16 protein-coding genes are annotated in these 24649 nt (G+C 58.1%); 1 reads left to right on the top strand and 15 read right to left on the bottom strand.

The features are described 5' to 3' along the window. Positions 1-141: 141 nt before the first annotated feature. From CFBP4996_RS22200 to CFBP4996_RS22180, 5 genes are all read right to left on the bottom strand, one after another. A complete protein-coding gene (locus CFBP4996_RS22200) occupies positions 142-1449 on the bottom strand; it encodes an MFS transporter (protein WP_020812720.1) in 1308 nt (435 codons plus the stop codon). Positions 1450-1554: 105 nt separating this feature from the next. Then, positions 1555-3213, bottom strand: coding sequence for a thiourocanate hydratase (locus CFBP4996_RS22195; protein WP_080853779.1), 1659 nt, complete (start codon positions 3211-3213; stop codon positions 1555-1557). A gap of 2 nt (positions 3214-3215) precedes the next feature. Continuing rightward, complete coding sequence (locus CFBP4996_RS22190) at positions 3216-4307, bottom strand: thiohydantoin desulfurase (protein WP_080853780.1); 1092 nt, start codon at positions 4305-4307, stop codon at positions 3216-3218. Positions 4308-4309: 2 nt separating this feature from the next. After that, positions 4310-5548 carry a Zn-dependent hydrolase gene (locus CFBP4996_RS22185; RefSeq protein WP_080853781.1) on the bottom strand — a complete coding sequence of 413 codons (1239 nt, stop codon included), beginning with the start codon at positions 5546-5548 and terminating at the stop codon, positions 4310-4312. Continuing rightward, positions 5548-6930, bottom strand: coding sequence for a hydantoin-5-propionate amidohydrolase (locus CFBP4996_RS22180; RefSeq protein ID WP_080853782.1), 1383 nt, complete (start codon positions 6928-6930; stop codon positions 5548-5550). The genes CFBP4996_RS22185 and CFBP4996_RS22180 overlap by 1 nt, the downstream gene beginning before the upstream one ends. Before the next feature lie 72 nt (positions 6931-7002). Between CFBP4996_RS22180 and CFBP4996_RS22175 the strand changes: the two genes are divergently transcribed. After that, on the top strand, positions 7003-8223 hold the full coding sequence (locus CFBP4996_RS22175) for a LysR family transcriptional regulator (RefSeq protein WP_080853783.1): 1221 nt from the start codon (positions 7003-7005) through the stop codon (positions 8221-8223). 788 nt (positions 8224-9011) lie between these two features. On the opposite strand, the gene CFBP4996_RS22170 is transcribed toward CFBP4996_RS22175, so the two are convergent. The 10 genes from CFBP4996_RS22170 to CFBP4996_RS22125 all read right to left on the bottom strand — a co-directional run bounded on the left by CFBP4996_RS22170 (position 9012) and on the right by CFBP4996_RS22125 (position 24569). Then, complete coding sequence (locus tag CFBP4996_RS22170; RefSeq protein ID WP_080853785.1) at positions 9012-10655, bottom strand: DUF262 domain-containing protein; 1644 nt, start codon at positions 10653-10655, stop codon at positions 9012-9014. 225 nt (positions 10656-10880) lie between these two features. After that, a complete protein-coding gene (locus tag CFBP4996_RS22165; RefSeq protein ID WP_080853786.1) occupies positions 10881-13889 on the bottom strand; it encodes a type I restriction endonuclease subunit R in 3009 nt (1002 codons plus the stop codon). Further along, complete coding sequence (locus CFBP4996_RS22160; RefSeq protein WP_080853787.1) at positions 13886-14476, bottom strand: hypothetical protein; 591 nt, start codon at positions 14474-14476, stop codon at positions 13886-13888. The genes CFBP4996_RS22165 and CFBP4996_RS22160 overlap by 4 nt, the downstream gene beginning before the upstream one ends. Then, entirely contained in the window at positions 14473-16356 is a 1884-nt protein-coding gene (locus CFBP4996_RS22155; RefSeq protein WP_121490312.1) for a restriction endonuclease subunit S, read from the bottom strand. Before CFBP4996_RS22155 ends, CFBP4996_RS22160 begins: the two co-directional genes overlap by 4 nt. Beyond that, positions 16353-18383 carry a type I restriction-modification system subunit M gene (locus tag CFBP4996_RS22150; protein WP_080853788.1) on the bottom strand — a complete coding sequence of 677 codons (2031 nt, stop codon included), beginning with the start codon at positions 18381-18383 and terminating at the stop codon, positions 16353-16355. The genes CFBP4996_RS22155 and CFBP4996_RS22150 overlap by 4 nt, the downstream gene beginning before the upstream one ends. 293 nt (positions 18384-18676) lie before the next feature. Beyond that, positions 18677-20344 (bottom strand): electron transfer flavoprotein-ubiquinone oxidoreductase, encoded by a 1668-nt coding sequence (locus CFBP4996_RS22145; RefSeq protein ID WP_137396298.1) that lies wholly within the window; start codon positions 20342-20344, stop codon positions 18677-18679. A 221-nt stretch (positions 20345-20565) separates the two neighbouring features. Continuing rightward, entirely contained in the window at positions 20566-21318 is a 753-nt protein-coding gene (locus CFBP4996_RS22140; RefSeq protein ID WP_162936039.1) for an alpha/beta fold hydrolase, read from the bottom strand. Positions 21319-21374: 56 nt separating this feature from the next. Continuing rightward, a complete protein-coding gene (locus CFBP4996_RS22135) occupies positions 21375-21944 on the bottom strand; it encodes a flavin reductase (RefSeq protein ID WP_080853790.1) in 570 nt (189 codons plus the stop codon). An 8-nt stretch (positions 21945-21952) separates the two neighbouring features. Then, on the bottom strand, positions 21953-23164 hold the full coding sequence (locus CFBP4996_RS22130) for an acyl-CoA dehydrogenase family protein (protein WP_080853791.1): 1212 nt from the start codon (positions 23162-23164) through the stop codon (positions 21953-21955). A 502-nt stretch (positions 23165-23666) separates the two neighbouring features. Continuing rightward, the gene (locus CFBP4996_RS22125) at positions 23667-24569 is read right to left on the bottom strand and encodes a SphA family protein (protein WP_080853792.1); all 903 of its coding nucleotides are present in this window, start codon (positions 24567-24569) and stop codon (positions 23667-23669) included. Positions 24570-24649: the final 80 nt, after the last annotated feature.

The raw sequence follows: 24649 nt of genomic DNA, 5'->3' as shown, positions 1-24649 counted from the left end.
GATGTTCCCTTGAGTTGGTTATTGTTATGCCGTCATGTTTGCAGCACTGTCCGGCGTCGAAACGGCTTCGCTTCGACTGGAAATTTTCCAGACATGACGGGTGGAGCAATCGGGAGCTGGGCCTTGAGCGGCCCATCTCCTTCAGTTCGTGGAATACGGCTTCGGCAGGATCAGGACCGCTATCAGCGATATGAATGCGGCGGCCATGACGTAAAATCCGGGCGCGTGATAACCGATGCCCGTGCTGCCAAGCCAGGTCAGCGTCGCCGGGGCAAATCCTCCGAAGATCGTCACGGCGGCATTGTAGGCCAATGACATGCCGGTGGTGCGGATATTCGTCGGGAAAACCTCGGACAGGGTTGCAGGTGCGACCCCGACATATCCCGAGACCATGATGCAGAAGAGGCTTTGCACGATGATGAGCGTCGTCAGCGTTGGCGAAGATTGCAGCCACCAGATCAGGGGATAGACCGCGACCAGCATCGCGCCGGCGGCAATGGTAAGCATCAAGCGCCGACCGATCCTGTCCGAAATGCTGCCGGCGCTGACGCAACCGACGGCAAGGAAGACGTTACCAATCAGCGATGCCGTAAACGCCTCCGAAGGGCTGAAACCGAAAGCACGCTGAACGAAGATCGGCATGTAGATGATCAGCACATAAACGCAAACCGCCCACAGGATCGAGAAAGCGAAGCCTTTGATCAGATGGCCGAAATAGTCCGAGAAGACGAGCTTCAGGGGTGTTTTGGCGGACTGGTTCTCCAGACTTGCCTGTTCGGCCTGAAAAGCCGGTGTTTCGTCCAGCGTCTTGCGCAACCAAAGACCCACCGGCGCGATCAATACGCCAATAAAGAAAGGAATCCGCCAGCCCCAGTCTCCGATCTCCTGCTCCGTCAGAAGCGAGGTAACCGCAAAGGCGACGAGTGCACCCATGATGTTGGAAATCGCCATGCTTGCCTGGAGCCAGGAAGCATATTTGCCTTTTTTGTCGGCGGGCGCATGTTCGACAAGAAAGGCGGCTGCTCCGCCGATTTCTCCACCTGCGGAGAAGCCCTGAAGGACTCGTCCAGCAAGGATCATGAGTGGCGCTCCCACACCAATCGCGGCATAGGTCGGCGCCACCGCGATCAGCAGGGTGCCCGCCGCCATGATCATGATGGTTAGGAACAGTGCTGCCTTTCGACCAGCCTTGTCGCCATAGACCCCGATCACGATGGCTCCCAGGGGGCGGATCACGAAGCCTAGCCCGAAGGCGAGAAAGGCTTTCACGAGTTCGACCGTATGATCGCCGCCGGGAAAGAAATTATGGGCGATGTAGATTGCAAACAGCGCATAGACGGTGAAGTCATACCATTCCAGGGCGTTGCCTATCGATGCTGCCGCAACGGCGCGCTCCGGTGATGACCGTCTGGCCGGTGTCACTGACAAATTTTGATATGTTTTTTCCATTATTGTCCCCTCTTGCCTGCCGGTGCCGGCAGGCGGTGTTGATTGGTGATCGTAATTTTCCGCCACTCACGGCGATGGATGGCCTCTCCTCGCTGCTTTGACCTGTCAGATCTGCACGTGATTTATGCCCTTGCTGGCAATTTCATCCTGTGCCTCGGCATAGCCCGCATCCGCGTAACGGATGACGCCGAGCCCGGTATCATTGTCGAGTGATTGCGAAAGCCGGTCGTCGGCCGCGTTGGTGCCGTCAGCGACGATCGTGACCCCTGCCGAGGTCATGAAACCCGCATATCCCCCGCCGCCGGAATGAAGTGCGACAAGGTCGGCGCGCGAAGCGCAGAGCAACATCGCGTCGAGAAGCGGCCAGTCGGCGATGGCGTCAGAACCGTCGAGCATGTTCTCCGTCATGATGTTCGGATGCGCCATGCCCGCTGAATCGAGGTGATCGCGAGAGAAGGCAACCGGCCCCTTCAATTCGCCCGAAGCGACCAGAGCGTTGACCCGCCGTGCGAGTGCGCTTCGTTCGCCATGGCCGAGCCAGGCGATGCGCGCCGGCAGCCCCTCGAACGGAACGTGCTTGCGCGCCAGCGAAATCCAGTTGGTGACGATCTTGTTGTCCGGAAACATCTCCAGCACCAGCTCGTCTATCCGCGCAATGTCCGAAGCGTCGCCCGACAGGGCCATCCAGCGGAAGGGACCAATCGCCCGGCAGAACAGCGGGCGCAGATAGGCTTCGGTGAAGACCGGAATGTCGAAGGCGTCAGCAACGCCACCGGCCTGCGCCTGCGTGCGGATCAGGTTGCCATTGTCGAAAACCTCCGAGCCGGCCCGCTGGAATTCCAGCATGGCTGTTACCTGTTTGGCAATCGACGCCCTGCCGGCCTCGATCAGCTCATCCGGGTTCTGGCTGCGCAGGCGGCGCACCCGGTCCAGGTCATAGCCGATTGGAATATAGCCATAAACGAGATCGTGGGCGGAGGTCTGGTCCGTCACGATATCCGGAATGATCCCCCGCGCGGCTATTTCGGGATAGATTTCCGCTGCATTGCCGACAAGGCCGACGGACAGCGCCTCACCCTTGGCGCGTGCCTCTTCAATCCGTGCCAGTGCGCTATCGAGATCATTGGCGATCTCGTCCAGATAGCCGATATCCTTGCGGGTGCGGGCCCGTTCCGGATTGATCTCCACGCACAGGATGGCCGCGCCCGCCATGCGGCCGGCAAGCGGCTGTGCGCCTCCCATACCGCCAAGGCCCGCGGTCAATACGAAACGCCCGTTCAGCGTGCCGCCGAAGCGGCGTTCGGCAATACGCATGAAGATTTCATAGGTGCCCTGAATGACGCCCTGCGAGCCGATATATTGCCATGCCCCCGCAGTCAGGCCGCCCCAGCATATGAGGCCCTTGCGTTCGAGAGCATAAAAATTCTCGGCCTTGGCCCATTGGCCAACCATGTTGCAATTGGCCATGATGACCATCGGAGCCTCGGCCGAAGTCTTCATCAACCCGACCGGCTTTCCCGACTGGATGACAAGCGTCTGATCCTCGTCCATGGTCGTCAATGCGCGTACGATGGCATCATATGCGGCCTTGTTGCGCGCCGCCTTCCCGAGTGCTGCGTAGACGACGAGATTTTCGGGGTCTTCACCCACAGCCAGCACGTTTTCCATAAGGCGCAGCAGGGCTTCCTGCCGCCAGCCCTTCGCTCGAAGCTCTGGGCCTGAAGGGATCGGGAAGCCGGGATTGCGGGGATTCTCTCTCGGCATCTTCAGGCCTCCAATGCGTAGTTGGTCAGGTTGATACCCATGACCTTTTCGGGGTGGACATAGATCGCCGGGTCCATCAGGCCCGCGCCGATCGGAATGAGGGTCTTCGGGACATGCAGCAGGTGGATCTTCATGCCGACCTTCAGCTCGCCGACAGACAGCGGCTCGATCCCCTGCGACAATGTGGTGATGACGTCCGGAAAGGTCGCTAGGCGACGGCCATCGACCGCATCGACCGCCATGTATTCGTTCATCACATGCAGGGTCAGCGCCGCATCGCCCCTGCCGATGGTGACCGTACCGACGTCGAAAGCCTCATTCGTATAAACGACATCCTTCGCCGTGATCTCTCCTTCAATCATGATCCTGCCGCCCGTGGTCACGAGGATCGCATCGAGAACTGCCGCATGCCCTCGAGGCTCGGCGGCGAGGATTGCGTGACCAAGCTCCAGCGCCTTGGAAATTCCGCCGAGCGCGGCATTTTTCGCGACGTAGCCGGCGCGAACCGGATTGCGGGCCGAGGCGATGAAACCGCCCGACATGTCGGAGGCCGTGCGCAGGATGGGAGAGATGCGGCCGGTTGCGCCACGCGTTACGAGTTCGATATAGCGATTCTGGTCGCGATTTCCGCCAACGGCCGTCTGGATCGACTGGTCCGGTTTGCCGGCCATGCCAATCGCCCCCATGTCGCCGGTGGGATGGGCGCGCATGTCACCCACCGCGTCCAGCACCTTGCAGCCAAGGATAGCCGAAGGCAGCCATGCGTTGAGGGTCGAGGACTTGCCGTTCTGCCCGATCATCAGGGCAGCGACCTTCGCACCAAGCTCATCCTGCAAAAGCTGCACGGCCTTGACATAATCCACGCCCCGCATTTCCCAGGGCGTCGTGGAGGCCGGCGCACCGATGGCGGCAGCCGTCGCCACCCAGTCATCTTCGTTCAATTCGTCGATGGAGACGAGTTCAGGCGCACCGGCGTTCACCGCGGCATAGCCCAGCATCCGTCCGTGGTGGACCCAGCCGCCACCCCCTGCCGCATAGACCGCGCCTCCCCGCACCGCGGGTTCCACATCCTTCTCCGTCAGAATTCTGGCCACTTTCAGCCCTCCCTTTTTCTGTCCAATTCCATAATCGTGTTCGCCAGAACTTCAGCCGCCAAAGCAAGATCGGCCGCATCGGCCCATTCTTCCGGGCAATGGGAACGGCCGTCGCGGCAAGGGACGAAGAGCATCGCCGAAGGACACAGCCGTGTCATGAATGCCGCGTCATGGCCTGCACCCGACACCATCTTTCGATAGGGCGTGTCCAGCCCGTCGGCGGCCTTTGCCAGCGTCTCCTGCAATCCATCATCCATCTGCACGCCGGGATTGGCGGAAATCAGCCGCGCCTCGATCGTGTTTTCACCGTCCGCGTCAAGTCCGGTCAGCCAGGATACGAATGCTTCCTTGTCCTCGGCCCGCTCGGCGCGGATATCGACCAGCATGCGGACCCGGCCCGGCACCACATTGGCGGCGTTGGGGGAGATTTCGAACTCGCCAACAGTTGCGGTGAAATGTCCGGGACCACCGGAAAGCTCCGTCGCGTACCGCTCGATCTCACTCACGATCCGCGCCGCAGCAACGAGGGCATCCGCGCGCAACCCCATCGGAGTCGTACCGGCATGATCGGGACGACCCTTAACCTCGATCTCGACGCGATTGATGCCGACAATGGTTGTCACCACCCCAAGCGCAATCTTTTCCCGTTCGAGAACCGGCCCCTGCTCGATGTGCAGTTCCAGAAAGGCCTTCAGGTCATCAGCCAAGGGAGCTTCAAGACTTTCCGGCTTGCCGCCCACATCACGTATGGCCGTCGCCAGATCGCGCCCGTCGCTTATACGCCTCAGCCAGTCCTGCGGCAGAACGCCCGCCATCGCTCGCGAACCGATGCAGGAAACCCCGAAAATGGATACCTCTTCAGCAAGAAAATCGACAACGGCCAGATTGTGCCGCAAAGCGACACCGCGCCGTGAGAGAATGCGTGCGACCTCCAATGCAACGACGACACCGGCAACACCGTCAAAACGTCCGCCATCCGGCACGGTGTCGGAATGCGAACCCAGCATGATCGTTCCGGCCTGCGGCTCGGTACCTTCGCGTCGGCCGATCAGGTTCCCGCCCGCATCGGTCGCGACATTCAGTCCAGCATCCAGGAAACGTCGCCGAAGATAGTCGCGCCCTTCATCGAAACGAAGCGAGAAGGCGCGGCGGGTCCAGGGGCGCTCCGGATCGGTAATCTGCGCCAGTGCGTCGAGATCCGTTTCTATGTCCTTTATTGACGCGTCGAGATTGCGGCGCATCACAACAGCACCTCGCGCAGACCAAGTGTTTCGGGCGGCCGCACAAAAATGCCAGTCCCCGGCGCAGCCAGCACGTTTTCACCGTCGAAGACCATCTCGCCCCGCCGCCAGGTGGCTGCGACCGTCCAGGGCAGTTCCATGCCGTGATAAGGCGACCACCCCGCAATGGAGTGAGGACTGGTGGCTGCGTCGTACACCACGGGCCGATCGACAAGCACCATGACGTCAGCGTCGCGCCCGACCTGCAACCCGCCTTTCTGGTGATCCAGACGAAAATGCCGGGCCGGATTTTCGGCCATAAGCCGGGCCGCCCACACCAGCGGCACGCCGCGCGCGATCGCGCCCTTGACGAAAAGCGGCACCATCACCTCCAGCCCCGGGACGCCGGAGGCATTTTTCAGCATATCGGGATTGGTCTTGCGGTCCTCGCTCCAGCTCACGTGATCGGTGGACACCATCGACACCCGCCCTTCCGCCAGATGACGCCAGATCCCCTCCACTTCTTTGCGGGCGCGTATGGGCGGGTTGATCTTGGCCTTGCCGCCAAGCCGCGCGACATCGTTCTCCTCATCCAGAACAAGGTAGTGAATGCAGCATTCGACGGAAGAATACCGGCCATTCCTGCGATACATCTCGGCGATCTCGTAGCCGCGGCTGACGGAGCAATGGACGACATGCGCCGGACAATCTGTCTCGGCGCCGGTTTCATAAATCTGCAGCATCGCCAGCGTCTCGGCCAGTTCTGGACGCGACAGGCCATGCGCGCGCCAGTCGGTTATACCGGATGCCTCCACCTCGGAAATCGCGGCGCGGACATAGGCGTCATCCTCATTGTGCACGCCTGCGGCAAGCCCGGTCTTTGCAATCTCGGCGAAACAGGCGCGAAGCAGCGCAGGTGGGATACGCGGAAAGCGCTGGGGATCCGTGCCGAAGGTCGAGAACTTGTAGGCGCAAACTCCCGCCGCCGCCTGTTCGGCAATGCGGGCGGACCCCTCTTGCGGATCGACGGTGCCATAAAGCGCGACGTCGATGCGCGCCTCCGCGTCGATCATCGCGACCTTGCGCCTGACGGCCTCGGCGGAACACACGAGATTGCCCTCATCATAGGGCATGTCCACGATTGTCGTGACACCGCCCGCCGCCGCCGCACGGGTCGAGGCCGCAAAACCTTCGGCCCCCTTCTGCGACAGCGAGTGCACCTGTGCGTCTATGGCGCCAGGCAATATAAGACCGGTGCCGAAATCATGATTTTCTCGTCCAGCCGGCGCGGGGCCTTCTCCGATGAGTGCCGTTTTCCCATCGCGAATGGCCACGAAACCTCGAGAAATCTCGCGGTCGGTCAGAATGACTCGCCCCGCCAAAACCGTATCGAAATCCGCCATGTCGTCCTCCTGTCATATTTCGACTATGAGGCACAATTAAATTAGTGGTATATCCCAAAATCCGGACAGACGATGCCGAAATGGGAAGGCCAAGACGAGGCGTGGGCGGTGAAGGTTTCGACGATTCTTTTATGTGACCAGGTGGTTCGGCTCGGCGGCATCCACCTTGCTTCCAACACAACGGGAATTCCGGTTTCAACCGTATCGGACGCCGTCAACCGCCTGGAAACCGCCCTCTCCGTCAAGCTTTTCGTGCAGGGCGCAAAAGGCCTGATCCTGACGGCGGAAGGCGGGAGACTTGGCCCTTATTTCGCGCAGGCCGCCCATGAAATCTTCGCGATCCATGGCGCGTGCGGCGATGACCATACGAAAGATATTTATCAGAGAAGCGTGTCGCTGATTGCACTCTTCCGCTTCGTGGACATTCTCGAATCTGGCTCGATCCGTAAATCCGCATTGAGGCTTCAAATCGGGCAACCACAGCTGACGCGGATGATGGCGATGCTGGAAGACAATCTGGGCGTCCAGCTTTTTGAACGGACACGCAGCGGCTCGCGCGCATCGCCCGAGGGGCTTCGCATATCGCCCCACGTCCACAAATTACGCGATATCTGGGCTGCGCTGGACTCCACATCCGCCCTGCGTTTCAAGCGGCATCTGCGGCATTGGTCATTCGGCGGCATTCCTCCCGCAACAACGGACAGCCCGTCGGCAATTATTCTGGCGCGCATTGCCGCCAACTGGGCACGACGTTTCGACACACCGCTGCTGATGCAGCCCGGACTCGCAGACAGTCTGTTGGAAGGACTTGAACAGCAGCGGTACGATGCAGTCCTTGTCGACATGCCAGTCAACAATTCCCGCCTGCGCAGCCGTGAGGTTCTGCGCAGCCACCTTTCATGTTTCCTGCAGCATGAAGCACCTGAACTGACGGATGCAGATTCGCCGTCACAGATGCGCGAGGCGATCCTCAAGCACCCTCTGGTACTGCCTTCCCGCGCCTCCGGACTGCGCCAAACGGCCGAGAGCTTTCTCGAGCACCTGCTTGGACCAACCTGGTTATCGAAGGTGCAGTTGATTGAGATCGACAGCATACCGGTGGCAGTGCAACTGATTGTCGGCCACGGATATTGTTCCATATTGCCGTCCGGCGTGGGAATAACCTCCCCCAAAGTGACGAAAATCCCACTACCGATGACATTTTCCGTTCCATTGCTATTGGCCTGGCGCGCCGATGACAGAGGCACAGATATGGCGCAGCGCGTTCTTCAGCTGCTTGATATGACGAACTAATGGTGGCCGGGTTCGGCTCCTGCAACTCGGGTTCAAGTATCTATTACTTCACAGAGCAGTCGGCTTCGGGCGCAATGAACTTGCAAGAGAAATAGAGGACGGTCATGGGAAGCCTATCTTCAAGCTTGGTCAAGCTCGGCACTATCTCTTCTATTCTTGCCATCACGGCGCTGATGTCAGTCAGTTGAGCTTCGGGCTGTCCAAGTGTCGCTCGCGCCAGTTCCTGAAAGCACGCGAACAATCGCAACTTCGATGTTCTGGTCGAGAACCTGTCCACCTCACCGATCCAGTACTGGCTTGCCAGCCTCATAGTCGCAATGTTTGGCAACACGTGATTTGGTCTTTGTTGTGCTTTTGCATCGCAGGGTAGACAGAAGCTTGATTTTCCGGTGATCGTAGTTTTTGCGCCTCTGTAGGATCGCAAGAAACAAAAAAACTCCCGGCGCGTTTGCTGCGGGAGTTTTGGATGTTTGGTTGCGGGGGCCTGACTGCACGGAGACTTGTCAATTCTCCGCCTCAAGCCAGCTCAGGGGAGATGACTCCCCTTTGGAGCCGACGGCAGACTGACAGCTTTTGACACCAGACAGCGAAAAGCGGCTGCTAGTATTGGGCCGTCTCCATTCAATGCTCGAACCCTCCCTTTATTCTACAAAGGACCGACAATTGCATAGTCGCATTCACGAGGGCGTTCCCTAACGGCTACTCCAAGCGAGCCGGGGGATCGAACTGTCACTACTTCGGCAAGGCCAGAGAGAACACAAAAAACAGTGACGACTTATCGATCTACGTCACTCCTCACTTTGGAAAACCGGATGGACCAGCTCGTCAATCTTTGTCCAAAGCTTCGCCGCACGGGCTGATAGGAAGGCTCCGTAGTCGTCCTCGTCGATGCCCATGCCGTGCCTGTCAATTAGGTGGGTTGCAAGGCTGCCACTTATCGTGCGGTTCGATGCCTCGAACTTCGGGATGTAGACCTTTGGTGGTTTGGCGTTGATCTGGCGCTTGTTGAGATCGGCGCCGATCAGCGTAATGTTGACAACGGAATTTTCGTTGCCTACCCCATTTGTACGCAAATGATCCTTTGGAAAGAAATGGTGGAAGTTCTTGGACGAGGCGATTTTGAGATAACTGTTGTCCAGCAGAACGGTTCCGTCGTTGTGGAAGTTTCGCGGCTGCTCGAAGGCGAGCAAGCATAGGATAGCCTTGCAGAGTGAGTTTCCCGTCGCGAAGTTGATCCCGATCAGGCCTTCAGCGCCGGTAATGTGGACGGGGATATCCCAGGTACCCTCCCCGCCGGAGATGATGTCGTCAATAGCCCGCTTGTCAGCGGCTAGCTTAGATTCTACGGCTGAAGAGTATCGGTAGCCTAGCGACGAACGCCAGAAGAACTTCCTCATCAGCAGATGATCTCTACCCGCCGGCTCGTAGCGCTTTACAAAGAACCAATACGCGAAGGGAACAATGAGCGAGTCATAAGGTAGAAGCGCCGAAACCGGAATGCGGTACGCGGTGCGGAAATGGTCAATCGCACTCTTGATCGCACCGACTGCCTTCGGCCAGGTCTCGATCACCTTAATCTTATCTAGGCCTAGGATTGTCGAACGCTTAGCTTCGCCAGCCAGCACGAGGGCAAGCAACTGCATCACGGTGGAGGGCGAAACACCGTCATACCCTACTTCCTCAAGGTCGGTCTGAACCTTGTTCCACTCAACCTGCATGTCGAATTTTCTCTCTTCGTCATACGTCTTGGCGACCATAATCTCGAATAAAGTAAGCACCGAGCCGCCGGTGTTGATGCGTGTGAAAACTTCGATAGCACTGTCGATGTCCTCGCGCGTCAGCGTTACGAGGCTGAAGTCGTATGTCGCAAAAGCCTGTTTGAACTTGTCAGCGACGTCAAGATCGTCATCGCCGAGACCGAGTTCCGCAACGAGACGCTTTTCCACGTTGCGGTTCAGCGCGAGAACGTCCTTTAGCGAAACACATCTGCCCGCTTTTTCGGGTAATTCATGAACGACGATCTGCGCGTCATCTGGCAGCGTTGGGTCGAGATTGACGTAAATCTCGGCGAAATCGGTGATCTTCTTCGAGCCGCTACGAGGTATTCTTGCTCCCCGATAGGCCGCGAACAGCGACGTCATGCGCTGCTGTCCGTCGAGAACGTATTCAACCTGTCGGTCGTCCGGCGTTGGCGGAAGGGAAATGCTGCCCACTTCCTTAACGTCCGCCATACGCTGGTTAGTTTTCCAAAGGATGAAGGTGCCGATCGGATAACCCTTTACGATACTATCAAGCAGCGCTGCAGTCTTCTCGATCGGCCACACGAATTCGCGTTGGAATTTTGGAATCTTTATGACGCCCTTTTCAATATCTGAAATGAGGTCCTGATATTTCCGGCTGTCGGGCTTCGGCTGAGGGCGGGGAGTGGTCATCGATCGTCTACACCTCAAAATATTAGAGAACTATAACAACGCCTCTCCGTCTGATAAAATCAGTAGCTAGCATCAGCGTTGGTCGCGCGTGGAAGTCCGATGTGGGGCCGGAAGCGGACCATCCGCTTCACGGGTCAAAGAATAAAATTGCTGTCGTTATTCCAGCTAGCTTTGAAAGCAGTTATCGGCCGGCATGAGGACAATGGAACAAAGGCGGAGAGCCGTTCAATATACAACATCTTCTCGAACCTCACGCAGCGCGCGGCTGAATAAATGATTGAATATCCGGTCGCGGTCTTCGGCGTCGGTCATAATGATGCTTTGTAGGCTACTGTCGCGCTGATATTGCTTAATAGTCTCTTCGAGGAGGCGGCGCACGAAAGTCGGGCGGGAAACGTCCGGCGGATTGTTCCGCAATACCGCCGCCATTTCCTGATCGAGGGCCTTGCGCTTCACTTGTTCGAGGCGGATGAAATCCTCTTCCGTGAATTGTGTCCCGTGCCGTTCATTGAAGGAGCGGACAATCTCTGAAAGTGCCTTTGCCTCGTCTTCGGTATAGGGCTTGGCCCCAAATTCACTGATCGCGGTGAGCGGCACGGTATCGCCCGCCGCAAGCGACGCGGAGCCAGCTTCTTTCTGTTGAACGCGGAAGGCCCGCAGGCGCAGCATTTCATCTGTGATCTCGACTTCCGGCGGCTGTTCCCGATTGGGTAACATCCGGGCCAGCCAATCAGTGTAGGCATAGAGCTTTTCTAAACTGGTATCCCCCAGCCGAACAATCTGTGCAACGAAGCTGTAGAACCGCTTGTAGCTTCTCAAAAGCTGCCTGAACTCTTCCTGCCGGCCTTCGTCATCCTCCGCTTCAAACCGCGCCACGGCGTTGCGGACCAGAGATTCCAGCGTCACGCGGTCCTGAGTGGACAGCGCTCCCTTGAAGAAGGTCGTGGCAAATCGTTCGATCTCGCTGACGTCGAGATAGCCGAATGTGCGGATACGCGTTTCCAACTGATAGATTTGGTTCTTGTCAGAGACGGCTTCGAGGCTGGACACCTCGTAGAAGGGGCGGAACGCTTCCTTGATATCATCCGTCGTATTCTGGAAGTCGAGGATGAAGGTTCGTTCCTTGCCCTCGTAAATCCTATTCAGCCGTGACAGGGTCTGGACAGCTTGCAACCCCGCCAGCTTCTTGTCGATATACATCCCTGACAATTTCGGCTGGTCAAAGCCGGTCTGATATTTCTCCGCGACGATGAGGATTTGGTATTCCGGAGTATCGAAGCGCTTGGGCAACTCGCTTTCGCCGAAGCCGTTCAACTCTGCTTCGGTGTAGGTATTGCCATCGACGTGCAACTCGCCGGAGAAGGCGACGAGCGCCTTGAGGTCGCGATATCCCTTGTCCTCGATGTAGCCCTTGAGCGCGAAATAATAACGAAGGGCGCTTTCCCGGCTTGAGGTCACAATCATAGCCTTCGCCCGGCCATCCAGTTCCGGCCTGACATGGCGCTGGAAATGCTCGACCATCACCTCGACCTTCTGGCTCAGGGCGGTTGGGTGCAGGGCCGCAAACCGCGCGACTTTCCGTTGCGCGCGCCGCGTATCCAGTTCCGGGTCGTTGTCGATCGTTTTTTCCAGGGCGTAATACGCCTTGTAAGTCATATAGTTCTGAAGCACGTCGAGGATGAAACCCTCCTCGATTGCTTGGCGCATGGAGTAAAGGTGAAACGGATGCGGGAGGCCGTCCGTGCCGGTCGAGCCAAAACGCTCAAGCGTAACATTGCGCGGCGTGGCCGTGAAGGCGAAGTAGCTGATGTTCACCTGCGGACCACGCTGGCGCTGGTATTCCGCGATCAGGTCTTCGATCTCATCGGGTGTCCCGGCCTCTTTGTCGCGGCTGAGGGCGTCGCTCAACGCTTGGGCGCTCTTGCCGGACTGAGAGCCGTGCGCCTCGTCGATTAGCACGGCGAACCGTCGCGCTCCTTGTCCGCTGATGACGCGAAGATGCTCGGTCGAAAATTTCTGGATGGTGGTGATGACGATCTTCGCCTGACCCTCGATCGCTGCCTTCAACTGCCGTGAAGTTCCGTCAATCTTGCGGACGACGCCGGGCGTCTGCTCGAATTGGGCAATGGTGTTCTGAAGCTGGCGGTCGAGAACGACGCGATCTGTCACCACGATCGCGGTGTCGAAAATCGGCTGGTCAGACGGATCGTGCAACGTCACCAGCCGATGCGCCGTCCAAGCGATCGTGTTGGACTTTCCCGACCCCGCCGAATGCTGGATCAGATAATTGTTGCCACTGCCGTTGACGCGGGCATAGGCCAGCATCTTCAGAACCGCGTCGATCTGATGGAAACGCGGAAAGATCAGCGCTTCCTTGCCGTTCGTGCCGTCGAGATGAAGAAACCGCCCGATAATGTCGAGAAGAATGTCGCGAGAGAAAATCGCCGGCCCTTCGGGCTGATCGGCCCAGAGATATGCGACACGAAACTCCCCGCCGATGTCCGGGTTGCCCGCGCCGCCGTTATGCCCACGATTAAAGGGAAGGAACCGGGTCTTGCCGTTCTGGAGACGGGTGGTCATGGATACATTGTCCTGATCCACCGCGAAATGGACCAAGGCCCCTCGCTTGAACGTTAACAGAGGTTCATTGGCGGGAGCCCGATCATAGCGATACTGGCGCTCGGCATGACGGAAATTCTGGCCGGTCAGGGTGTTCTTCAGTTCCAATGTTGCTACTGGCAAGCCGTTGACGAACAGCCCCACGTCGATGGCGTTCTCGTTCTTCGCACTGTAGCGAAGCTGATTGATGACGCTGAGGATATTACTCTCGAACAGCGTCACCAAAGCCGGGTTGACAGTGGACGCCGGCTTGAAGGCGGCAAGGAAAAGCTTCAGGTTGGGAACCAGCTTCAGCCCGTTGCGCAGCACATCCAGCGTGCCACGCTGCTTCAATCCCTGCTCAAGCTGCTTGAAGAACTCAGCTTCGGCGGAAGGACCATAATGACCTTCCAGCTTCGCCCATTCGTCGGGTTGCGTCGCCTTGACGAACTCGATCACCAGAGTCTTGTCGAGCGCGGAGGCGCGGTCATAGTCCTCGGGTCGACGGGGACGATAACCTTGGCGTTCCACTAGCGCCTTGCACAGATGGACCTCCAGCACCTCCTCCCGGTGAACGGTATCTTCGGAAAAGCCCTTGGCGTAGGGGTGTGAGGTCGATGGCTGTTCATAGTTCATGGCAGATCCCCCCGCGCCACCCTGATTTCATCGACCGCCGAAACCAGCGCCGTGTTGAGCGCCAGCATCGCCGCTTGCAGGTGCGATAGGCTGACATAGGCTTCGAACTCGATTGGTTGGTCGACCGCGTCGACCGGCGTCCCATAAGCGCCGTACCGGAACGCGGTCGAGCCTGGATCGATCGCGGCCAGTTCCTTCATACGCCGCACGATCCAGGCGGGAACGTCCTGCCCGTATCGTTCCTTCACCACCACCACGAATCTGTCGGTGAGGGCGATCAGGTCGTGAATCCGCTTCGCGTCGGGCATCGCGGCCTTCAGAATGAGTTCGCAGGAATGACGATAGAGAAACAGCGCCGCGTTGCCGATCCGATAGTCGGCGATGCGCTTATCCTTGATCGCGTCCACCAGCTCGTTGGCCGCGGCGAAATATTCCTCCGCAAGGGATGCGGCATTGGCCTGCATCATCCCGCCAATGGCGAAGCCGTAAGGCCCGGACCATTCATCCTCGCGGGCATGTTTGCCGGTAAGTTCCTCGAAAAGGGGCCGGGTCATCGTCTCTTCGGTGAAAACATCAGCGGCCGTCATGCGAACATATCCCGCATCATGGTGTGGGCTGTGCGGGGGCCTTCCCCGCGCGGCGTGAGGCCGTTGCGCTTCATCCAGTCCAGCCAATGGCGAAGGTCGCTGTCCTTGAATTTCTTGCCCTTCTCCTCGTGCCATTCGGTCAGAACACCGTTGACGATCATGGAGTCGGCGGGCTGCCGCCCGTCGATCAGCGCGTCGTTCCACACGGCATAGAGGGTGGTGATAGCCTCGACCGCCTCAGTGCCGAAATCGCTTAGGAGGGCGATGAGGCCACCCAGAGTGTCGGCGCGCGGACCCAGCAGGCTTTTGAGTTCCGCGCTGTGCCGCCCGGCGTTTGACAGCGGCGTATAGGTGACGGTCGTTCCCGCCCCATTCGCTTGGCTCGCCCTGTAGAAGCCTGCAGCCTCCACCGCGCGCTCTGTCTCCTCGATCAAGGCGCGATCGAGCGGCCCCGCCGCCTCGCGGAAGTAGTTTCCCTGGAGTTCGCTGATGCCGAGATAGGCTTCGGCGAGATAGAGTTCCTTTTGCAGCTTCACCCGCCCGAACTTCGGATTGCGCCGATGCTGGTGGATGATCTCCGCTCCGACGACGAGGCGGAATCTGTCCCGGTCTAACGTGGATATGGCTGCCGGCAGATATTCTGGGATGTCGATCTGGCCCGCGACGGCGGCGGTGATGAGGGTGGCGCGGTGTTCCCGTAGGAGCGTAACGGAGCGAACGATCCTGGCCGCTACGTCGTCGGCATGGGCAAGCTCCCACTCTGCCTCAGCCGCAATGCGACGCTGTTCCTCCAGCGGAGGCACAGGTAAGATAATGAGGCGGAACTGCTCCCAATAAAGCCTCAAGCGGAAATCGGTGATCCCTTTCGACCCCTGCCGCATCTGCTCGATGAAGGGTGCGGTGCGAAGAAGAAACTGATAATATAGGCTATGGAGGTCGCGTGTCGGCTTCGCGACCACGTATGCGGGGCTTACTGCGCCATCGACAGTCGAGACACCGACTGCTCCCTGCCATGCCCTCATCATATTGTAGGCCAGATATCCGGGCCTAACGCACTTGTAGCTCGAACGGTCCTCGATGAGGTTTACCTTGCGGTCGCGTTCCTCATCGTCGAGCTGCCTGTTCGATATCCCCGTATGGATTGAGACCGAGAGCACTGGAAGATCATCGGTATTGGGCTCCGCTACCTCGTGGAAAAGATGCCCCGCTCGCAGGAGTGACCAATGGGCGGGGATACGTGGAATATGGTCAAGCCCCGTCTCCACAATGGCCACGCCCTCCACGGTTGCGCTCGCCATAAGTTCTGCGACCGCCTGCTTGGCCCGCATATGCAACAATTCGACCTGCCGCTCCTTCTTCGCGATCAGCTTGTCGATTCGGGTCGTTTCGCGATCGAGGAATGCGGCGATGGCCTTTTGGGTGGCGAGATCTGTAACGGGAAGCTGGAAGTCCTTGATCGCATCGTCCGAGATGCGTCGAAGCCCACCGGCCCCGGTCATGCTGGCGCTACCAGCGGCCCGAAATGCCTCGGATGAGAGTAGGTATCTGAGATAGTTCGGATCGACCTTCCGACTATTGGGTCTGATCACATGGACTTCGGATGTCGCGAACCCGATCCGGTTGGGGAGGTTCGTCACCAGAGCTTTCTTGCCGTTCTCGAAACACGGCGTGACCTTGGCGAGCAGCAGATCTCCTTCGGCAAAATAGCTGTAGCTACCGTCCGCGAGTGCATCGGCAGGCCGCTCTAAGCTTGTATCGAGACCGCCAAGGCCATCGGCGAGCGCATCCATGGGAGCGAAGGTTACATTCCCATATCCGGCCAGGTCACCTGCTTCTGTTTTCGACGGGTTGAGGCGCGCAACAAAGCGAAGGCGCGTCATCTTGCCACCTCTTTCAGGAGTTTGGCGATATCCGTCTCGAGCGTCTTCAACTCGGCGTCTATCTCGGCCAACGGGCGCGGCGCGACATAGCGGTAGAAGTAGCGGTTGAAATTGACCTCATAGCCGACGCGGCCCACGCCCTTGTCGGCGTCATCCTTATAGGTCTCATCCACCCATGCGTCCGGCACGAAGGGCGTCACCTCGCGGGCGACATAATCCTTCCAATCCTCCTTGAGTGGCACGAGTTCATGGTCGCGCAGTTCGGGGTCCGGCTCCGGTCTGCCGTCGCCATCGAGGCAGATGGCGGCAGTTTCGTCCCGTTCCGACAGCGCGGAAAGGATGGCTTTCCTGACCGGCGCGCCGATCTTCACACCCGCGCCCTTGAGCGCCTTGGTCAATGCGGCCTCGAAGGCGGGGCGTTCCTTGAACAGGGTTGTCGGCAGACGATTGGCGATGACGTTCAACACGTCATCCTGGTCAGTGGGGTCCAGTTTCAGGAAAGCCTTAGCAAGCTTCAGCCGCTCGATGCGTTCGGGGCTGGATTGGAAATTCAGCCGAAGCGGGCGCTCCACCCTGATCTCGCGATAACCGAAATCGCTGGCGTCGAAAATCTTCGACACTTCGCTCCACGGCCCGCCGCCGTTCGCCATTTCGTGGAAAATCTGTGCGATGATCTCGCGCCCATCATCGCGGATTTCCCGGCGCTTGGAACCGAGGTTTTTGCGCATGGGCGCCCAGAACCGTTCGCCCGAGGCGTCGATGAGCTGGACCTTGCTATGCCGCTTCCGCTCCTTGCGATTGGTCAGCAGCCAGACGTAGGTTTGGATACCGGTATTGTAGAAAAGGTCGGTGGGCAGCGCTACGATGGCCTCGATCCAGTCGTTTTCCAGCATCCAGCGACGGATTTCACTCTCGCCCGATCCGGCTCCGCCGGTGAAGAGCGGCGAGCCGTTCATCACGATGCCGATGCGCGAACCGATTTCGTCGGTCCGCATCTTGGAAATCATGTGCTGGAGAAAGAGAAGCTGGCCGTCCGAGATGCGTGGCAGGCCCGCCCCGAAGCGGCCGTCCTTGCCCAGGGTCGCCGCTTCCTCGCGGATCGGCTCCTGATACTTTTTCCAATCCACGCCATAGGGCGGATTGGAAAGCATGTAGTGGAAACGCCGGTCCTTGTGGGCGTCCTGCGTGAGGGTATTGCCGAAGGCGATGTTTTCCGGGTCGTGGCCCGTCACCAGCATGTCGGACTTACAGATGCCGAAGGACTCGCCGTTCAGTTCCTGGCCGAAAAGCTCGACGCGGATATCGGGGTTGAACTCTTTCAGCGCTTCCTCGGCCAGCGCGAGCATCCCACCCGTGCCGCACGCCGGGTCGTAAATCTGCCGGATGATCCCCTGACCCCGAAGCTTCTCGTCGTCGTTGACGATGATGAGGTCCACGATCAGCCGGATCACCTCGCGCGGTGTGAAATGCTCGCCGGCGGTTTCGTTGGAAATTTCCGAGAAGCGGCGGATCAGATCTTCAAAAAGATAGCCCATCGCCAGCGTCGAGACGGCTTCTGGCCGAAGGTCGAGCGCGGCGAACTGCTCGAACACCTTCCATAGGATGGTGGCGTCGGCGAGGCGCTTCAGTTGGTCCGTGAAAAGGAACTTGTCGAGAAAGACATCCCGAACCGAGTCCGAGAAGGCCGTGATGTAGGCGACGAGGTTCTTGTGAATATCGGTCGGATTCTGCGCCCTGATTTTGGCGAATGTCAGCGGGCTCGTGTTGTAAACACGGATGCCACCGCCGATGGCGCTATACAGCATCATGTCGCGGGTTTGCTCGTCAATGCCCGGCGGCAAAGTGGCGTAAGATTTTAAGACCGCTTCCTTACTGGGACCCAGAATGCAGTCGAGACGACGTAACACCACGAATGGCAGGATTACCTTACCATATTCAGATTGCTTGAAATCACCGCGCAACGTTTCCGCGATTTGCCAGACGAAATTCGCGAGCGTTTTAGCCTGTTGTACGGTTTTATTGTCCATTTCATCCTCGTCCGAGCAAACCGGCGCGCCGAAGCGAAGGACGAAGACGTCAACCGCCGATTCAGGCGGCTGCAGAAACCATTGTCAACTCATAAGGTTAACTAACCCCTACCTTCACCCGCACGGCGTACCGCGCTTGTGTTCCGACGCATCATAACGTCCTTCATCCACTCTGTCCTGCATTGAATGATGGCCGCATAACGAATTCCCCCGTGATCTAAGCACGCGTAGTGGGTGTATCGGTCTGAACTGAAAATGCGCTGCCCGGACGCTCACCTTTCTCCAACGCCTACTTACATATTGGCGTAAACCGGCCCCTCGCCGCCCTGCGGCGGCACCCAGTTGATGTTCTGGTTGGGGTCCTTGATGTCGCAGGTCTTGCAGTGCACGCAGTTCTGGGCGTTGATGACGTAGACTTCCTCGCCGTCCTTCTCCACCCATTCGTAAACGCCGGCCGGACAATAACGCGTCGAAGGGCCGGCAAAGACGTCGTGCTCGGACAGTTTTTGCAGCACCATGTCCTTCACCTGAAGATGCACCGGCTGGTCCTCTTCATGGTTGGTGGAGGAGAGGAACACCGAAGACAGCCGGTCGAAGGTCAAAACGCCATCCGGCTTGGGATAGGCGATCGGCTTGTGCTTTGAGGCCGGTTCCAGGCTCTGCGCATCCGTCTTGCCGTGCTTCAGCGTGCCGAAGAAGGAGAAACCGAACAGCTGGTTGGTCCACATGTCGAGGCCGCCGAGGCCGACACCGATGAGCGTGCCGAATTTCGACCAGAGCGGCTTGACGTTGCGAACCCGCTTCAGGTCCTTGCCGATATCGCCGTCGCGCCACTCAGCCTCGATCTCGGCCACCTCGTCATGGGCGCGGCCGGCGGCAATCGCCACGGCGATCTTTTCCGCCGCCAGCATGCCCGACAGCACCGCATTGTGGCTGCCCTTGATGCGCGGCACGTTGACGAAACCGGCCGAACAGCCGATCAGCGCGCCGCCCGGGAAGGTGAGCTTCGGCACCGACTGATAACCGCCTTCGGTGATGGCGCGCGCGCCATAGGAAATGCGCTTGCCGCCCTCGAAAGTATCGCGGATGGCCGGATGCGTCTTGAAGCGCTGGAATTCCTCGAAGGGATAGAGATAGGGGTTCTTGTAATTGAGATGGACCACGAAGCCGACGGCGACGAGATTATCTTCCAGATGATAAAGGAACGAGCCGCCGCCGGTCTTGAAGCCGAGCGGCCAACCGAAGGAATGCTGCACGAGACCCTGTTTGTGCTTCTCCGGCTTGACCTGCCAGAGCTCCTTGATGCCGATGCCGAATTTCTGCGGCTCGCGCTCTTTCGAGAGGTCGAATCTGGAAATCAGCTGCTTGGCGAGCGAGCCACGCACGCCCTCTCCAACAAGCACATATTTGCCGTGCAGTTCCATGCCGCGGGTGAAGTTCGGACCCGGCTCGCCATTCTTCTCGATGCCCATGTCGCCGGTGGCGACACCGATGACGGCGCCTTCGTCATTATAAAGCACTTCCGTTGCGGCAAAGCCCGGATAGATCTCGACACCGAGAGCCTCCGCCTTTTCCGCCAGCCAGCGACAGACCAGCCCGAGCGAGACGATGTAATTGCCGTGATTGTTCATGAGCGGCGGCATCATGAAGTTCGGCAGGCGGATGGAGCCGGCCGGGCCCAAGAACATGAACTGGTCGTCCTTGACCTCGGTCTTGAAGGGATGCCCCTCCTCTTCGCGCCAGCCCGGCAGCAGCCGGTCGATGCCGATCGGATCGACCACCGCGCCGGAGAGAATATGCGCGCCGACTTCGGCGCCCTTTTCGAGAACGACGACCGAAAGCTCCGGCTCCACCTGCTTCAGCCGGATCGCGGCGGCAAGGCCCGCAGGACCCGCGCCAACGATCACAACGTCGAATTCCATCGCTTCTCTCGGAGGGACGGCGCGTTCGGGCAGTTTCATCAATCACCAGTCTCTTCGTTTTTATGCCCGATGCCGCAAGGTCTGTTGACGCTTCACAGAGAAGCCCTTCGCTTCTGCTGCTGTCAGGTAGGATCGGGCGTTAATCAGCGTCACTGATATCCCGGCCCACGGCAGGCGTTGTACTGCCGTAAGCCGCATTTGTAGTTGGGCTGCACCCGGCGGAGCTACTGAAAATGGCCTAACGGGATCGTCAAAACCCGCTAAACGCTAAGAAAGGCTTCGACGGTGGCACCGAAAGTCAGCGGAATCTCTTCCATTGGATAGTGACCGCTGTTTTCCAGAACAACGATTTTCAGGTTCGAATATTTGCTGCCGTAGTCCAGACTGCAGCTTTCTGTCGTAATGCTCGGATCATTGGCGCCCACGAGCACCAGAGTAGGCGCATCGAATGACCGGACCATACCCGACAGGTCCTGCCCCGCCCACGAGCGAAGGTATCCGGCCGAAACTTCCGTTGTGGATCTCCCAATAGAATCCTTAACAAACCTGTCCACCCAGACTGGGCTCAGTTTCCCGCCAGTCGAAAAATTGATCACCATCGCGCGGCTGCAAGGATCATGGGTCGCGGCGTTGAACAGTCGGAGCGTCTGTTCATCGAAAGGAATGGCAATCGCTGGGGCAGGTGTGACGGTGACCAATTTGTCGACAGCACCGCCCGCTTTCGCCGAAAGGAGCTGAGCCGCCTTTCCCCCCATGGAATGGCCAATTACGCTGAATTTTTCCCAACCGAGGCTGCGGGCGACATCCAGCGCGTCGTCTGCCATTTCTTCCATGGTATAGCTGCCCTGGATTTCCCTGGACTTTCCATAACCACGGTGCGCTAACCACACGCACTGGAAATGCTCGGGATTCAGGGAATTTTCAAGGGCCTTGAATGTGTTCTCATCGCCAAACCAGCCATGCAGACCGATCAGCTTGTGAGAACCGTTGCCGTATTGTTCAAATTCGATCACGTTTAGCCTCCTCCAAATCTTTTTTTTCGGCCATCTCTTCGCTGGCGACAAAACCGTCATGCCGGCGATGAGGCCGCCAAACCGTGGAAGCGTCTGTCGAAATAAACGAGACCACCGGCTGTCATGTCGACATCTGCTGCAAGTACGCGGCAGAATAGAACATCATGCGTGCCCATCTCGACCGAATGAACGATGCTGCATTCGAAATTGATGACCGCATTCGTCAGGACAGGAACTCCTGTCCGACTTTCAGACCAGGTGCCGACGGCAAAGCGCTCCGTCATCGGCGTCTTGCCGCCAAATATGGCAGCGATATCTTCCTGTCCCGGTGAAAGCGTATTCACGCATATTTTTCCGTTGGCCTTGACGAGATCATAGACCGAGGCGCTTCTGTTCAGGCAAACAAGAAGCGTCGGCGGGGTATCGCTGACGCTGCACACGGCCGTTGCGGTGAACCCGCCACGCCCTGCAGGGCCATCAGTGGTGACGACATTGACCGCTCCACCCAATCGCGCCATGGCGTTGCGAAAAGACTCCCGGTTAAGGCCGAGAGTTTCCTCGGAAGAAGAGTTGTCACGCGGCATGGATGATCCGGTCTTGAGCTGAAGTTTAGATGACGTGCTCATAACAACCCTCAAACGAATGCAGACAAAGCGGGATAATCTTCGAACAAGGCGCGGCCATAAATTTCGAGAGGAACTTCTGGTGAAAGGAGTCCGTGTCGCGTCGCCGTCTCGATGTCACGCCATACTCTCTGGACCGGATTTGACTCGGCAAATGCGCTCGCACCTTGAACCGACAGAAGCAGATCGACACCATCGCGGCAATGCTGCATCGCCAAACCAAGTTCTGCGCGCATTTGCGCCCGTTCGCTAAACGACAATTCCTGCAGCGTGGCGGCAGAACCAACAATCCGATCGCACCAGCTCTTGACGATTGTGTTGCCGACTTCGATGAGACTGGCCGCCTCAGCCAGTTGCAACTGCATGGCGGGTGAGCGGCGGACATCGTCGTAAACGCTGTAGGCGATCCGCTTTCCACCGGTTGACATCCTTTCGCGGGTCAATTCCAGCGCGGCATTCGCCATACCCAGCACCGGCGCCGCCACGGCGATCACGGCTGTCGCGGCAAAAGCCTGACGGTAGGCTATGGTACGAGCCGGATTTCCGAGTCCGTTGTGGGCCATCACAGCGGAAAGCGGAATGACGCGGCGGTCAGGAACGAAAACATCATCGGCAATGACGGTATTGCTGCCCGATCCGCGAACGCCGACGGAGAACCAGGTATCTTCAATCGACAGTTCTTTCATCGGCACGAGGATAAGACCCAGCCCCTTTGATCCGTCATCCTGTTCGATCGGCGCCGTAAGGAGCGCCCAATGCGCGTGCAAACTTCCCGAAGCGTAACCCCACCGCCCCGTCACGGCATAGCCACCTTCGACTTTCTTCGTCGTGGCTGTCGGAGCAAGGACGCCGATAAAGCGGGTATCCGGGTTGCCGTCGAAAATTTCCTTCTGAGCGTCCTCGGGAAAGTATCCCGCGATCCACGCCCCGGTATTTGAGATGAATGCCACCCAGGCAGCAGAACCGCAGCCGCGGCCGACTTCGGCAATCGCATCCATATAGGTTCGGATATCACCTTCATAACCACCAAACCGCTGCGGCGAGCAAATACGGAATAGCCCCGCACCCTCCAGCGCGGATACACTTTCCTCCGGAAGCCTGCGATCTGCGTCGGCCTTCGGTCCGTTAGACCGTAAAAGCGGCACAATCTTTGCCGCCCTTGCGACGAGCTCGGTTCGAAGCGCCGCCTGGTCGCCGCTGCTATCGATAAAGTTTGTGTTCATTTCACTCCTCCTACATTACTTACAAAACATCAGCATATTTTGATGCTAAATTCAATCTTTCGTTTCTACCAAAACAGCCTCGCATGGCTGCCGACAGCCCGATTTCCCTTCCGGCAGGGCTATTTCTGGCAATTCCCCTGTGTAACTGAGGAATTTTTTATCGGCATCTGATTATTAGTATACTTATGATCGATCATTAATGGAAGAAGTTTTTTTGATCGACCTATGATTTTGGCGAAGCACAAAAAATTTAAAGGAAAAGGCATCCTGCGGCTCAAACAGTGGGAGTGATATCAAAGCTAATTTTACTGACGGTTTGTAATGATACTCCAGGTGAAGGAGCCTAACCGCGACCTATGGATTCAGCGCCTCATGGTCACGAAAATGGACGCACACTGGGAAACACATCGAGTGCCCTCGGGCCGGCACCATGTCGTGCCGGCGCTTCCGTCCAAAGGGAAAACTGTCTTATGCAAAACGACTATGCATCAGGTTGAGGTTGTCAATTGCCGATCGGTATCTGAAACTGAAACCAGAACTTGTTGCCCTCGGGCCTGTTCTCTGCGGCGAATTCATGCTGCCACTTGAGAGCGAACCCGCCACCTTTATTCCCGACAGAATACACGATCTGCGGGCCGATCGCGGCAACCTGTTGATGGAAACCGTCACCGACCGTCGCGCCACCAATCCTGTCGTCGGTGAATTGCTTTGCAACATAGCCCTGGAGGCCTATAGCGAGTTGGGGCAGCGCCTCGAAGGCGCGGTAATTAACGGCCCAATCTGCAAAAAACACCGAGCCTGATTTGTAGTCCGTGTCCTGATTTCGGAAATGAAACTCAGTTCCAATGGTTGTCGAGAACTCGAGTTTAGAGGTCGGGAAAAATGTCATGCTGACGTGGGGAGCGATACTGAATACATCGTTCGACACTTCGCTTTTGGTTGGCACGAAAAAATCGATTGCGGCGTTGGCAAAGAAATTTTTCTGGCTATTGGACCATCCGAGGAAGATCGGAGTGATCGTCACGTCACCGAGCGCGAAATTGTCGCCGTCGCTGAACGCAGTATCGATGTCCGTGCCGATAACCGGAAGAACAAGAGCCGAACTGACCGTGAACTGATCGAGTTGCAAATCCCATGTATGGAACAGGCGGGTCGTATTGACCCCAACATTGGCATCGAAGCCGGGGATGAGGTCATTCCCGTTGCTGTCCTTGAAGCTGTTTGCTGAATAAAATGTACTGTAGCTCTGTATCCAGGTTTGACCTGGCGCCGGAACAATACCGTTGACGATCGTGTCGACACCCAGCGGGTAGGCTAAAAATCCGTTTTCGGTTGCCTGTGCTATCAACGGGTATTGCAGGATCAGCCCGGTTGCTATCAAGGCGACTTTTTTGAAGCGATGCATTGTGTCCTCCACACACTTTTTTAGGCAATAGTTCCCCACGAACGGCAATGATGGCACTGCCGCTCTGTTGCTCTTCGATT

Source organism: Agrobacterium leguminum, from assembly GCF_005144435.2.
Lineage (GTDB): Bacteria > Pseudomonadota > Alphaproteobacteria > Rhizobiales > Rhizobiaceae > Agrobacterium > Agrobacterium leguminum.
This window is presented reverse-complemented; position numbering and strand designations above follow the sequence as displayed.